Genomic DNA, 12,732 nt, shown 5'->3' on the forward strand with positions numbered 1-12,732 from the left:
GCGGCTCCATACACGTCTGAATATGTGGAGACTGTCAATCAATACACCGCGAGTGAAAGGTGGAAGGTATGGGACAAGGAGGGCAGATCATGTCAAAAAAAATGATGATAGCAGGCTGCACAGGTATTTGTTTACTCCTCACGTCAGTCGCCCATGGCGCTGGTGGAGATGCAGGAAAGGTTTTGTCGCAGCCTTCAAATGAAGCGGCAGTTCAGCAACATGCAGAAAAGCAATCGGCACGTCAACAGATCACTGCTGAAGCGATTCGGGATAAAATGCTCAATGCCATTGATTATTACACGACCATTCAAGGGACGTACCGGATCATGCAAAAGCCGCTTGGCGTCGATGAGGTTGTGGAATTTGACGTATCCGCGGGCGATACACCTGGAAGCTATGTAAAGGTAAAAAGCAACGTGACAGGGAAGCAAAGTGAGCACATCTCAAACGGCGAGACCATGATCCATTTATACGAACAGGAAAAGGCATTTGTCAAACAGCAGAAAATAAAAACGGTGACGAAGGAAAGCAAAATCCAGAAAGGCCCCCGTTACTATATCGATGAAGAGGGAATCCCTGTCTATGAATACAGAAAAGATCCCTCCTATGCACATGAGGCTCACGATGTCATTTTTCCGCAGGCTTACGGCTTTTGGCTTTATCGGCATCCGCACAAAATGGTGGGGACGGAACCATATCTGGATCGAACGGCAGTAGTACTGGAAGGTACACTATCCGGTATACTGGCCGAAAAACACCAGGCCAGCAGATTCAAGATGTGGGTTGATCAGGAAACGGGCGTGTTGTTGAAACTGCTTGAGACCGATGATAAAGGTACCGTCTCAAATCAGATCGAAGTGCTTCGGCTGGCCATTGACAAAGAGATTGACACTTCCAAGTTTCAGATCATTGAGCCGAAGGGATGGATGGATATCAGTCCTGATTTGAGCAAGAAGAGGGAGGTACGAGCGGATTCGAGTGACAAGGAAGCCAGGTAGCGTGAAACGCCCTGTCTTTCGAAGTCGGAAGAAAGAAGAAGACCCCGCCCGGCGCAGTGTCAGGCACAGCCAGGCGGGGTTATTATGTGACTCAATTCGCACTGGGCTGCACAAGCCCTTCGAGCGAGAACAATTCTTCGTCTTCAAAGCCGACGATAAACAGGTTAATTTGCGACTTCAGATCCAGTTCGTAGGGCACACGCAAGTCGTTGCCGCGGCCGTCCTTCAAGACGCGGACAGTGGGACGGTGGCAGTAGTCCGGGTCGACCCGGCAGACGACGCCCACCTCGCCGGTGTTCAGCACGACGCTGCTGCCGATCGGGAAGACGGCGATGTGCTTGCTGAAGGCTTTGATCAGATGATGCTCAAACAGGTGTCCACCCGCTCCGAAGAGGTATTCCAGCGCGTCCTGCGGCATGTACCGTTTGCGCCATGGGCGTGGAGACGTGAGCGAATCGTAGACGTCACAGATGCCGACGATCTGCGCGTACTCGTGAATGTTCTTGCCTTTCAACCCCTGCGGGTAGCCGCTGCCGTCCAACCGCTCGTGGTGCTGCAGGCAGACGTGTGCGGACAACAGCGAGATGTCATGCTGCTTGCGCAGGAGGTTGAATCCCAGCATGGTGTGCTGCTTGGCGATCTCCTGCTCTTCGTCGTTCCAGCGCTCCTGCTTTTGCAACAATTCCGGCGGCAGCTGCACCTTGCCGATGTCGTGAAGCATCGCGCCGATGCTCAAATCCATCAGTTGGCTGCGGCTGTAGCCTAGCGACATGCCGACTGCTGCCGCCAGCACCGCCACGTTGACCGAGTGATGGTAGAGCGAGGGAGAATGGGTAGAAATACTGGTCAGATGGAGCAAGAGCTGATGATTGCCCATCATGTCGTCCAAGATGGAATTGCATGCCTGCTGAAAGAGAAGCCCCATTTCGTTGAGCGAAACCTTTCGGGCCAGCTTGTTCGAGTTGGTGATTTGCTTGACAGTTTTGACAATCGCTTCAACGGCAGTCTGGCGGGTTTCCGGCCGGATGACCTCCTCCACGACGATGTCTTCCGTACGCTCGTCTTCTACGTACAGCGAGTCGATGCCGGCGCGGGTCAGCCCATTAATCAGCCGTTCCGTAAGGGTGACGCCTACCCCTAGTAACGTTTTCCCATCTTCGGTAAAGATCGTACGGCCCACCTTCATCCCCGGGCGGGCTTGTCTTACTGAAACTAAGCGCATAGGAATCCCTCCAACTTGTACTTAAATTTTACTCCAATTGGCTCAGACGTGAAATAGGTACAAGGATTGACTTGACTTCCGGCGGGAAATTGAGGGACACTGAATGAAAGTACCGTCATAATTGGAGTTGATTCCGCAATGCGCTGTCCGTTTTGCGATTACAATGGGACCAGGGTACTAGATTCCCGACCTTTTAACAATAACAAATCCATTCGCCGCCGGCGCGAATGTGAAAAATGTGAACGCCGCTTTACCACGTTTGAGGTGGTCGAGGAGACGCCGCTGTTGATTATTAAAAAAGACGGCACCCGTGAAGAATTTAGCCGGGAAAAGGTGCTTCGCGGCCTGGTGCGGGCCTGTGAAAAGCGGCCGGTGCCGCTGGAAGTGTTGGAGAATGTCGTCAACGAGATCGAAAAGGAACTGCGCAGCAGCGGCCTGTCGGAAATCCCCAGCAAGGACGTCGGGGAAAAAGTGATGGAGCGGCTGTACCACGTCGACGAAGTGGCCTATGTCCGATTCGCTTCCGTTTACCGTCAGTTCAAGGACATCAACGTGTTTATGAAGGAACTGGAAGAACTGCTGTCCCAGGCGCGCAAAACGGGGCAGGCGGAGTAAGGCAGCGGAGTGGGAAACCTATAATCAATCGGGTAGACGCCCTTGCGATGTGCAAGAGCGTCTTTCCTGCTGCCTTTTTTCCCCTTCATTCCGCTGTCGTATCTATCACCGGCCGGACATGATATAATAGGGAAACCAGACTAGTCAGGAAGGAAAAGGATCAATGCCTCGTCTCGTGTGGAACGAATTACTGCCGAAAGATCGATATCTGGTGCGGCTGGCACGTCCGCTCAGCTTTGCCGAAATGGGCTTCGTCACCCAGCTCTACCTGCCGATCATCGGTGTGGAGTCGTTTTCTCTCTACCAACTGCTGGTGCACGAGGTGCAGGAGGCGAACGGAGCGGCGGTGGAGAGCACGCATCGCAGCCTGATGCTGATGACCGATCTCTCGCTAGACCGCTTGCTGGCGGCGCGGGAGCGGCTGGAGGCACTGGGCCTTTTGGCTGTTCGCAGGCGGGAGAATCAGCAGCGGGACTATTTTTACGAATACCTGGTAAAACCGCCGCTGACGCCAAACGAGTTTTTTGCCGACTACGTGCTGTCCGTGATGCTATTGAACAAAATCGAAAACGTCCGCTTCCGGCAGCTGCGGCAGCGGTACGCCGACCCGCTGGGAGCCGCTCTGGAACAGGAGTACCCGGTGGCGGAGACGGTGACCAAGGATTTTTACGAAGTGTTTCAATCGTTAAAACCGTCCGAGTTGGAAGTGCACAAAGGATCGGAGCGGGAACAGTTTCTCGCGCAGATGGAGACCCGCTATCCGGCGGCTCCGATGAAGTCGGATGTTGAAGCAGCGGTCCACCACCGGCTCAGCGCTTCCTCACTGCGCCACTACCTGCCGGACAACGCCTCCCCGGACAAGGTTTTTTCCGGAGACAGCGTGGAGTTTTTGTACAAGCTGTTCCACTTTTATCAACTGGACAGTTGGGGATTGGGGCAGGAACTGCGCGACTGGACCCTGTACAAACCGGACGGCAGCCTGGACAAGGATGTCCTGCGCAAGCGGCTGGTGCAGCGCTACACGGACGACAAGCTGCACCGCACACCGGCGACGTCTGCCCCGGGCGATGACGAGTGGGGGCCTGGCCGCCTGCCGGAACCGGGCAGCGAAGCGTTTGCCCGCGTCTGCCGGCAGCTCTCGCCCCTGTCCCTGTTGGAGCGGGTGGTAGGCGGCCGGGTGAGCCGGGTCTTTTTGGAACGGGCGGAAAATCTGGTGTTTGGCGACGGGCTGACCGTGGAGGTGGCCAATGCGCTGCTGCTTCACACGCTGCAGAGCATGCAGATGGAACTGCCCAAAGCCTACATGGAGACGATCCGCGACAGTTGGAAGGCGAAGCGGATCACGACCGTGGACGAAGCCGTGCGGCAGATCCTGGAGCGCGCCGACCAGCGGGCGCAGCACACGGAAAAGGCGAAGCGGCCGAAGCGGGAAACAGACACCGCTGTTCGCCGCAGCGGTCGCCCCATCCTGCAGGACAAGCTGCCTGCTTCCGTGGAATGGCAGCTTTCTCAGGAGCGCGAACCGCAGGAGACGGTCAAAGGTCAGTCCATCCAGGACGATCCCGAGTTGAAAACCATGTTGGAATCGCTGCGCAGACGGCAGAGAGGAGTGTGATGAGGGATGGAATCGATCAGCCAATTCATGCAGGAACTGGCCAAGCGGACGCCGCGCCACCTGCTGACGCCGGAGCAGCAGTTGGACAAGATGTTTCGCTCCTCCGCCTATTTGCAGTCGTTTCAACAGGCACACCCAGACTTGTCCCGCGACGACTACCTGCGGGCCCTGTCCGGCGTCTACACGGCGGTAAAGGAGCAGTACTGGTGTGAGCACTGTCCGGGACTGGAACAGTGCCCCAACTTGGTCAAGGGCCACCGGAGCCAGCTCAGCGTGAGAAACGGGGCCATCGTCAGCGCCATCTCTCCCTGCGACAAGCAGCAGGCGTATGAGGAAGACATGCGCCGCCGCCGCTTGATGCGCAGCTACTACGTCTCCGAGGAGACGATGGCCGCCAGCTTTGACCGGCTGGAACTGGACCAGGCAAACAGGGCGGCTGTGGCAGCGGCCATCCGGTTTTGCCAGACGGTCGGCAGCGGCGAACGGGTAAAGGGACTGTATCTGCACGGGCCGTTTGGCGTGGGCAAAAGCTACATCATGGGGGCGATCGCCCGCGAGCTGTCGGAGCGCAACATCGCTTCGCTCATGGTGTACGTGCCCGATTTTGTCCGTGAGATGAAGGATTCGCTGTCCGATCAGTCATACGCCGGCAAGCTGGAGCTTTTAAAGGAGGTGCCCGTGCTCATCCTGGACGACATCGGCGCCGAAAACCTCACCCCCTGGGTGCGCGATGAAGTGCTGGGCGTCATCCTCAACCAGCGTGTCAACAACCACCTGCCGACGCTGTTCACCTCCAACTACTCGCTGGAGGAATTGGAGGAGCATCTTTCCATCTCCAACGGCAACCGGATTGAACGAACAAAGGCGGCCCGCATCATGGAGCGGATCCGCCATTACGTGGACGTGTATTTGATCATGCGCAAGAATCAGCGCATCGAAAGCTGACTCCCCAGATACGTAAGCCGCCATTTGGTGTACGCCAGCACCTCTCGCACCAAGTGATACGGCCTGTACATCACGTTGGACTTCGTCCCGACGGGGTGGGCGGATATGCCCAGCGCTCGCGTCATGTCCATCGCCCGGGCGAGGTGATAGTCGTGGCTGACGACGAGCGCGTTGTGCAGGCCGTTTTGCTGCATGATCTGCCGGCTGAACAGCAGGTTTTCATACGTGTTGGTCGCCTCGGATTCCATCAGGATGCGGTCGGCCGGCACGCCCTGCTCCACCAGGTAATTGCGCATGACCTGAGCCTCTGTCACGCCTTTGCCGTCACCCAGTCCGCCCGAGACGATCAGGGTGGGCACGTATCCTTCCCGGTATAACTGCAGTGCCAAATCCAGCCGCTCCCGCAGCCCCGGACTGGGCTGGTCTCCCCACACGGCCGCTCCCAGCACGATGGCCACGTCCGCTTTTTGCGGTGCAGCGCTGCGGCTCGTCTGATCGATCCGCCACAAAACGTAACCCGCCCACAGCGCGGCCGCCGCCAGGCAGACGGCTGCCCAGATGCGCAGGTGTTTTTTCCAGGGGTGTACGATTGGGATGGATGATGTCGGTATCATGAGTATCCTCCGGTTGCCAAGGATTTGTGAGCGTTTCGGATGATCTGTTCGCAATCCGCTTGTCCATCGTGTTCTCGGTCGGTGTGCGTATGCCGTGCAGCAGTCAGCCGAGTGTGTTCCTATGTACATATACGGAAGAGATGGCCCGTCCGTTACGCTTGGTGGGTGCATGCAGGGCAGTGCGTTTCGTCAGGGTGAAAAATTTTTTTAAAATCCTATTGATCTTTGAAGACAGCATGTGCTATAATCAATCTCGTGGTAAGGAACGAGATGTTCCAAAGAAAACAACGAGATACGGGGCATTAGCTCAGCTGGGAGAGCGCTACACTGGCAGTGTAGAGGTCAGCGGTTCGAACCCGCTATGCTCCACCATACGATGAAGGAAACCCTTGGGAAACCAAGGGTTTTTGTTATTTCCAGGGGAGTTGGGAGATTGAGGATGTCAATAATTCGTATTAGATCGAGCAAAAGAAGCGAAACAGACAGTCCTCAAAGGAATGTCAAGCAGTTACGAAGCTGCAATGGACCAGGAAGCACCCCTTTGAATGCATATTTGCTCAAAATTCTTTGCAATCCCTAGTCGAATGGCAATATCTTTCTGGCATCAACAGACACCTTTCAGCGTGCATGAATAGAAATATGCAAATAATTTTCTGTAAGCACTTGAAATATATTACAATTTCCGCTATGATTTGGAAGTGTGTTAACAAAGGAGGGATAATATGAAATCGTTTGGTAAGGTGTCAAACTTCGTATCATCTCTACTTGCATTAATACTCGTATTTGGGGCAGGCGGAGGGGTATCCGCTTATTCTTCAGAATTGACACAAAAACAAAAAGAAGCGTATCACAAGCAATATGTTGAAATCGTCAAAGAGGTAAATGCGGAGTATCCTAATGCAAATTTGGAAGTTGTACCTTTGCATAAGTTTTCTGAGGAAGATTGGGTTGAACCCGATGAATTTCGAAAATTAGCAATTGCGAGGGCAAATCCAACTGTAACGATAACTGAATCTGTGCCCGCTGAAGGACCATCCCTTGGTGTTCAAGCTGTTTCAAAAACGAAATCAGCAACGATTGATGCTAACGGTACGGCTGTAACGATAAGCATTACGGGTTCGTTTGAAACAGAATATAATCCTTATGCGAATAGACAAGTGTTTGCTGGAATTAATTCTATCACCTCGAAAGCATCAAAAGGAACTTGGACACAAACAGGGTATGTGCCGAGACTAATCGATGGCGGTCGTACTTATGAGATTACTGTTGGGGGAAAATTAACCCTGAATGGCATTACTTCAAATCACAATATAACTGTAGAATTTTATTGCAGTGCGACTGGTGGGGTTAGCTGATAATTTACAAAATGTATTTGATTATTTAATAAATAAGGAAAGGTGGATACCATGTTTACCTTTCCTTATTGTTTTTGGTATTAGGAAACAGGAAAAAGATCAATGTCGCTCCAAGTCTCGCAAGCATGGAAAGCAAAAATGACACCGGAGGGAACACTTTGCCTACAGAAATATTTTGGGGAATATTATTGCGTTCTGTCCATTAGGGTTCTTAATCCCTGCTATTTTTACAAAGTTCCGGAAAGTTTCCAAGACGTTGTTGATCTGTTTCATCAGTGTAATTGGAATTGAGGTTTTTCAATTTGTTACAATGTTGGGTTTTTTTGATGTTGATGATATCATGTTGAATATGACAGGTTGTATAATTGGATATCTTATATATGGTGGGCTTAGAATCTTAACCAGGAATCATAGCAAACTTGAATTTCGAAATTAACAACTCTATGAAAACGTACAAAAGAGTGCGATTACACGTGGCCATCCCCGAAAACTGCGAATTTCCGAGAAAAAGTTGAATTTAATAAACCCAAGAATGTTGGTATTTCCGCATTCTTGGGCTTTTTTCATTGTTTTTTATTCAGCAGACTCAAACAATGTGCCATTAAATTTATACATTGTGGCTGTGTGTGTAAATTGCGGCGTAATTGTGCTGTCAAGCGGGCGCTTGTATTCGGTGGAAAAGACATAGAGATAATGTCAACGCCGACTTTATTTTGACCCACCATCGCCGGTTTAGAATTGACCCACCCGGCGATTTTTTGTTGGTTAGGTGGTAGAGGGGGAGCCGTAGGCTCCAGTCCTCATCTTCTCACGAAGTCGGTAACTATTCCCCCTAATATTGACGATGTGGGAATGGTGTAAGAGCCGATCCAGGATAGCCGTAGCAAGTATCGGATCGCCCATCAGTTCCCCCCATTCACCGAAACTCTTGTTGCTGGTCAACAGAATACTCCCTCTCTCGTATCTTGCACTTACTACCTGGAAAAAGAGGTTAGCTGCCAAACTGTCAAACGGTAAGTAACCAATTTCGTCAATAATCAGGAGCTTTGGTCGAATATAGATGCGTAGGCGTTTATCCAGCCTGTTTTCCGTGTAAGCTTTTCGCAGATCTTCGATGAGTTGCGAGAGACTGACAAAGTAAACGGATATCCCTTGCGAGATGGCTTCTACAGCCAACGCCACCGCCAGATGACTTTTTCCTACTCCGGGAGGCCCTAAGAACAAGACATTCTCGTGTCGGGTTACAAAAGTCATCGTGGCCAGCTCTCGAATCAACCGTTCGTCAATGCTGGGTTGGAAAGCAAAATCGAACTCCTCCAGCGTTTTTCGGTAAGGCAAGTGTGCGAGTTTGGTGCGTACCTCCATATTCCGTTTTTGACGTTCCGCTATCTCTGCATCTAGAAGCATGTTGAGAAAGGACAGATAGGTGGGCTGTCCATGACTTGCCGCTTCCAAATGGGCATCCAAGAGTAGAGCCGCTTGCTGAAGCCCAAGTTCCTCAAGACGTAGCCGTGCCTGTTCCAGTTCAATCATGCTCCCACCCCCGTCAGCTGCTCATAGACATCCAGCGAACGCACTTCCACTTGCTGCGATGAAATCTGTCGGGCTTGCGGACGTGGATAGGCATATCCTTGAGCAGTCGTAAGACCTGCATACTGGTTTTCACAAAAAACAGTTGCACGGGATCGATAGACCTTTTGGTGTCGAGCAATACATGTGCCGTCGGCCCAGATTTCCACCCACCCATTCACTTCTCGCACGGTACCCTCACGTCCACTGTACCTCCATGGAACCCCATATCGTACACCATCGTAGCTAACAAATCCGTCTCGGCTGACCTGTCTCGGTTCATGCAAGTATTTTTCCCATCGTTCAGCTGAAGGGATAGGCGACAGATTTTCCTCACGGAGTCGGTCGATGGGACGTTCGCCGGTTGTTCCATGAATACGGCGGTTAATCCGCTCGCACCAGTGTAGGGCTTGTTGATTGAGATCCTGTAAATCAACGAAGCGTTTGCCAGGAAGAAAGTTGTTTTTTACGTATTGAACGCCTCGTTCCACTTTTCCCTTTGTTTCGGGGCGTCGAACTTTGCATACTTTTGGAACAAGCCCAATCGCTGCAGCAAAGTCGGCAAAAAGCGGATGCCAGCGAGGTTTTCGATCATCTCCCATGCCCAGTACGACGGTTTTCATCTGGTCGGTCAGCATTACCTTTGGGATGCCCCCAAAATATTCAAAAGCATGAATCAAGCAACGAAGAAAGCTGTGAATGTCACAACGCTTAGTGAACTCTATATAGGTGGAACGAGAGTACCCCAATACCATGACAAATACCGGCACTTTTCGGACTGTACCGTCCAAATCTACGTAATCACACAGTCCCCAGTCGACCTGTGCATATTCACCAGGTTTCGTCTCGTAACGAAGAACAGCGGGAACTTGTTTGGGAGGACGGAAGTCCTTCACATAGTCTTTCAAGATGGTACGTCCCCCGGTATACCCCTTTTCTCGTAGAAGATCGAATAAAACCTCGCAGTTATAGATACCTTCTTGAAGACGTTCCTGCAGGAACGGTTTATACGGATCAAGCTTGGAACCACGAGATTTACGGGTTCCCTTTTCGGGGGAGAATTCACCCCGGAGATATCGGCGAACTGTATTTCGAGAATGCCCCGTTAGACGGGCAATTTCACGAATACTCTTGCCTTCTGCCCTCATGGTATGTAACGATATCACTATCCCACTCCTTAGCATGTGTCTCCCTCCGAAGATTAACTTGGCCGTTAATTACGAAGGGGATATATTCGCTATGGGTGGGTCATTTTCTTTCCGGCGAACCTGGGTCAATTATATCCCGGCGGTGACAGATAATCGCCATCGATGTGAAAGGTGCTTATTTTGGCGTAATATTCATCTTGAAAAGTAGAAATTTCTTTTATCGGATGTTCCCAAGCTTCAACAAAATTCCCGTTATCATCCAAATACCAGAGCACAACGGTTTCGGTATGGGCACCTGTCCCGCCAGAATGATAAACAATCTGGTATAACTTCTTATCTTGTATCACCGTAGCTGGCTCCTGTACCGTAAGATTATCAATTTTCCATTTCCGTTCGGCAATCAGTTTGTATTCCTCATTTTTCTGTTTGTCAAAAATGAAAAACGAGCCAATGTTGGTGCCGCCAGTCAAGGTTGCTGCAATTTCCACATCAACGTCATGGTCGATGTTCACTTCTTGGAAAGCAAGATGCTCAAAGTAGTGATTCTTCTCTTTGCTTTGCGCTTGTATCCATTGCTTTATCTGGTCTTTTCCAATTGAAGAATTACTTTGACTATGTGCCACATCTGACGAAAACAATGTTTGAGATGTGAAAACGGAAATGCCGATTACAAGACTGACTGCTGCACAAGACACAACTGCGATTTTATTAAACACCCAATTCACCGCCAATACGATTCGCTGCTCACATATAGGAGACGGCAGAAAACACGTTTTGTTTCAAAAAATTTTAAATGGCTTCGGGGAAAATCATTATGTCAGGTGTAGGTCATTACGCCGTTAGATAACTTTTTTGGGCCAATAAACAAGCACAACTCTTTTACGGGCTGTGCCCACGACATATGGAGTCAGCCAAAAGTACGCTTCTGACAGGCGCACGTGCTTATGGCTGACTTGTTTTTTGATCGAGTGTATGAAACTCAAGCTGATGCATTTTAAGTACGGTAAATGGATCGACATCGTTGACGATTTTATAAACATTTACACGCTTGTCATGACTGATCCGTATGTAGTTGTGATCTTCAAGAAGTTCCATGCCAAACCGATATGAACCGTTCACATATAACCTTATGGCATAAGCCCCACGAGACGTGAAGTCGTTAACCTTTTGCAACCTCATGGTTGAGAAATCTGTAAGTATGTTTTTGACCTTGTCCTGATCAACGATCTTTGTGGTTGCGTCGTCCGAATATCTCTCCATTCTGATTGTAACCTCGTCATTTGGTTGTATTTGATCCTCTACGATGTCTGCAAACGACGTGTATGTCATTCTGTCCACGATCAAATAAACGCCGCATACAACCAAAATGAACAGAAAGGTTAGAAGGATCGGTTTTCGCAAGATTTCTCTCCCCCTTGCATGATGTTGTTTATGTAGGGAGCGCACTCCTATAAAACGAACAGGAAAACCAGGCAGCCTGTAACATATATTGTAAACTGCTCGAGGGGAAAGTCAGTGTTATTTTTCAGTATGCAGACAAAGTCCGTGGTGGAATGGGTGTTGGTTCCCGCTCGCTCTTTTGACGACCGGCAAAGCAGCGGATCGCATCCGCGCCAAAACGGGATGCGGGCAGGGGCTTGCAATGATTGCAGGGCTGGCGTTTCTCCTGCTGTCTCCATATACATGGAGGTAACAACGTGTGAGGGAGGACAGCGCACATGCCGGAACCAATGCTGTGGGGAGTAGATTCAGCTTCCCGAGTGGGAAATGAGTTGTATCAATGTGTAGTGCGCAACTTCGGCAAACCTGCCTACTGGGGAAGGTATTTGGCAACTGTCCCCAATGCAGCCGACGGACTGACGAAGGCGGAAGCGTCTTTTCTGCATCGCAACGGCGTGAAAATCCTGCCGATTTACAGTAAATTCACCCGAGCGGTCGGCTATGACCAGGGGCGAATCATTGCGAGAAACAGCATGTACTACGCTCAACTGCTCGGGATTCCCAAGGGAACCATCCTGTTTGCCAACATCGAGAAACGGTTTCAGGTCGATGAAGCGTGGATTCGCGGGTGGGTGGATGCAATCGATCAGGGAGGATATCGTCCGGGGATTTACTGTGATCCGAGTCAACCCGCCTTTTCCCGAGCGTATTGTCTCGCGCAGGAAAGGAGCGAAAGGGTGCGAACGCGAACCGTACTGTGGAGCCAGGAGCCTACGCCGGGCCCGTCATCTTCGCGTCAAGCACCGGCGTATGCACCCGTCCGTCCCCCCTGCCCGGCACAGGTGTGGGCATGGCAGTACGGCGAAAACGCGAGGGAATGTCCGATCGACACCAATCTCATGGACCGCCGGCTGTTTCAATTGCTCTGGTAAATTGGATGCGTTCACCGATTTTGTATGATCCTCGTCCATCCTCCAAAAGTTCACGAGAAAGTTGCTTGCTCTATCATGGAAATTTATGGTATTAGTATTGGCAGCATCTATGAAAAACGGAGACGATTCACGCGTCTCCGTTTGCTCTATCGCTTTCTAGCTGATATTTCGTTCATTTCATCGCCGTGGGAATGGGACAAGTTCTTCTGGCGCCGCCCGCATTGTGTTTTGCATCCGTCTGTGTTAGAATGAGGAGTGGCCACTACCCACCAACAAAAA

Annotated in this window: 13 protein-coding genes and 1 tRNA gene; 8 read left to right on the plus strand and 6 right to left on the minus strand. The window is 51.0% G+C overall.

All coding sequences use genetic code 11. The annotated features are described in order from the left end of the window. The first annotated feature begins 89 nt into the window (after positions 1-89). Positions 90-998, plus strand: a complete 909-nt coding sequence (locus IRT44_RS10560; protein WP_230076638.1) for a sigma-E factor regulatory protein RseB domain-containing protein — start codon at positions 90-92, stop codon at positions 996-998. A gap of 91 nt (positions 999-1,089) precedes the next feature. Here the strand turns inward: IRT44_RS10560 and IRT44_RS10565 are convergent, their stop codons facing one another. Beyond that, positions 1,090-2,220, minus strand: a complete 1,131-nt coding sequence (locus tag IRT44_RS10565) for an HD-GYP domain-containing protein (RefSeq protein WP_171566699.1) — start codon at positions 2,218-2,220, stop codon at positions 1,090-1,092. A gap of 138 nt (positions 2,221-2,358) precedes the next feature. On the opposite strand from IRT44_RS10565, the gene nrdR reads away from it, so the two are divergent. From nrdR to dnaI, 3 genes are all read left to right on the plus strand, one after another. Then, positions 2,359-2,835, plus strand: coding sequence for a transcriptional regulator NrdR (nrdR, locus tag IRT44_RS10570; RefSeq protein ID WP_171566698.1), 477 nt, complete (start codon positions 2,359-2,361; stop codon positions 2,833-2,835). A 163-nt stretch (positions 2,836-2,998) separates the two neighbouring features. Further along, positions 2,999-4,450 carry a replication initiation and membrane attachment family protein gene (locus tag IRT44_RS10575; RefSeq protein WP_171566697.1) on the plus strand — a complete coding sequence of 484 codons (1,452 nt, stop codon included), beginning with the start codon at positions 2,999-3,001 and terminating at the stop codon, positions 4,448-4,450. A 6-nt stretch (positions 4,451-4,456) separates the two neighbouring features. Continuing rightward, the gene (dnaI, locus tag IRT44_RS10580; protein ID WP_171566696.1) at positions 4,457-5,395 is read left to right on the plus strand and encodes a primosomal protein DnaI; all 939 of its coding nucleotides are present in this window, start codon (positions 4,457-4,459) and stop codon (positions 5,393-5,395) included. Here the strand turns inward: dnaI and IRT44_RS10585 are convergent. Beyond that, positions 5,377-6,009 carry a YdcF family protein gene (locus tag IRT44_RS10585; protein ID WP_171566695.1) on the minus strand — a complete coding sequence of 211 codons (633 nt, stop codon included), beginning with the start codon at positions 6,007-6,009 and terminating at the stop codon, positions 5,377-5,379. The genes dnaI and IRT44_RS10585 overlap by 19 nt on opposite strands. Before the next feature lie 296 nt (positions 6,010-6,305). Here IRT44_RS10585 and IRT44_RS10590 point away from each other — a divergent pair. The 3 genes from IRT44_RS10590 (at position 6,306) to IRT44_RS19475 (ending at position 7,800) form a co-directional block, all read left to right on the plus strand. Further along, a tRNA-Ala gene (locus IRT44_RS10590) sits at positions 6,306-6,381 on the plus strand. Positions 6,382-6,731: 350 nt separating this feature from the next. After that, positions 6,732-7,364 (plus strand): hypothetical protein, encoded by a 633-nt coding sequence (locus IRT44_RS10595; RefSeq protein WP_171566694.1) that lies wholly within the window; start codon positions 6,732-6,734, stop codon positions 7,362-7,364. 175 nt (positions 7,365-7,539) lie between these two features. After that, positions 7,540-7,800 carry a VanZ family protein gene (locus tag IRT44_RS19475; RefSeq protein ID WP_409978417.1) on the plus strand — a complete coding sequence of 87 codons (261 nt, stop codon included), beginning with the start codon at positions 7,540-7,542 and terminating at the stop codon, positions 7,798-7,800. Positions 7,801-8,129: 329 nt separating this feature from the next. Here the strand turns inward: IRT44_RS19475 and istB are convergent, their stop codons facing one another. The 4 genes from istB to IRT44_RS10615 all read right to left on the minus strand — a co-directional run bounded on the left by istB (position 8,130) and on the right by IRT44_RS10615 (position 11,482). After that, positions 8,130-8,897: an IS21-like element helper ATPase IstB gene (istB, locus tag IRT44_RS10600; RefSeq protein WP_008409491.1), complete on the minus strand. Its 768-nt coding sequence runs from the start codon at positions 8,895-8,897 to the stop codon at positions 8,130-8,132. Then, positions 8,894-10,117, minus strand: coding sequence for an IS21 family transposase (gene istA / locus IRT44_RS10605; protein ID WP_008409807.1), 1,224 nt, complete (start codon positions 10,115-10,117; stop codon positions 8,894-8,896). Before istA ends, istB begins: the two co-directional genes overlap by 4 nt. A gap of 89 nt (positions 10,118-10,206) precedes the next feature. Further along, entirely contained in the window at positions 10,207-10,797 is a 591-nt protein-coding gene (locus IRT44_RS10610) for a hypothetical protein (RefSeq protein ID WP_230076639.1), read from the minus strand. Positions 10,798-11,023: 226 nt separating this feature from the next. Further along, the gene (locus IRT44_RS10615; RefSeq protein WP_230076640.1) at positions 11,024-11,482 is read right to left on the minus strand and encodes a hypothetical protein; all 459 of its coding nucleotides are present in this window, start codon (positions 11,480-11,482) and stop codon (positions 11,024-11,026) included. 317 nt (positions 11,483-11,799) lie between these two features. On the opposite strand from IRT44_RS10615, the gene IRT44_RS10620 reads away from it, so the two are divergent. Then, the gene (locus IRT44_RS10620) at positions 11,800-12,453 is read left to right on the plus strand and encodes a glycoside hydrolase domain-containing protein (protein WP_171566690.1); all 654 of its coding nucleotides are present in this window, start codon (positions 11,800-11,802) and stop codon (positions 12,451-12,453) included. Positions 12,454-12,732: the final 279 nt, after the last annotated feature.

The sequence above is a fragment of the Brevibacillus sedimenti genome (assembly GCF_020923495.1).
Lineage (GTDB): Bacteria > Bacillota > Bacilli > Brevibacillales > Brevibacillaceae > Brevibacillus > Brevibacillus aydinogluensis.

Bases quoted from the DNA above. Each gene is read 5' to 3' on its own strand.
- IRT44_RS10560 (WP_230076638.1), top strand. From the start codon at position 90: ATGTCAAAAAAAATGATGATAGCAGGCTGCACAGGTATTTGTTTACTC.
- IRT44_RS10565 (WP_171566699.1), bottom strand. From the start codon at position 2,220: ATGCGCTTAGTTTCAGTAAGACAAGCCCGCCCGGGGATGAAGGTGGGC.
- nrdR (WP_171566698.1), top strand. From the start codon at position 2,359: ATGCGCTGTCCGTTTTGCGATTACAATGGGACCAGGGTACTAGATTCC.
- IRT44_RS10575 (WP_171566697.1), top strand. From the start codon at position 2,999: ATGCCTCGTCTCGTGTGGAACGAATTACTGCCGAAAGATCGATATCTG.
- dnaI (WP_171566696.1), top strand. From the start codon at position 4,457: ATGGAATCGATCAGCCAATTCATGCAGGAACTGGCCAAGCGGACGCCG.
- IRT44_RS10585 (WP_171566695.1), bottom strand. From the start codon at position 6,009: ATGATACCGACATCATCCATCCCAATCGTACACCCCTGGAAAAAACAC.
- IRT44_RS10595 (WP_171566694.1), top strand. From the start codon at position 6,732: ATGAAATCGTTTGGTAAGGTGTCAAACTTCGTATCATCTCTACTTGCA.
- istB (WP_008409491.1), bottom strand. From the start codon at position 8,897: ATGATTGAACTGGAACAGGCACGGCTACGTCTTGAGGAACTTGGGCTT.
- istA (WP_008409807.1), bottom strand. From the start codon at position 10,117: ATGCTAAGGAGTGGGATAGTGATATCGTTACATACCATGAGGGCAGAA.
- IRT44_RS10620 (WP_171566690.1), top strand. From the start codon at position 11,800: ATGCCGGAACCAATGCTGTGGGGAGTAGATTCAGCTTCCCGAGTGGGA.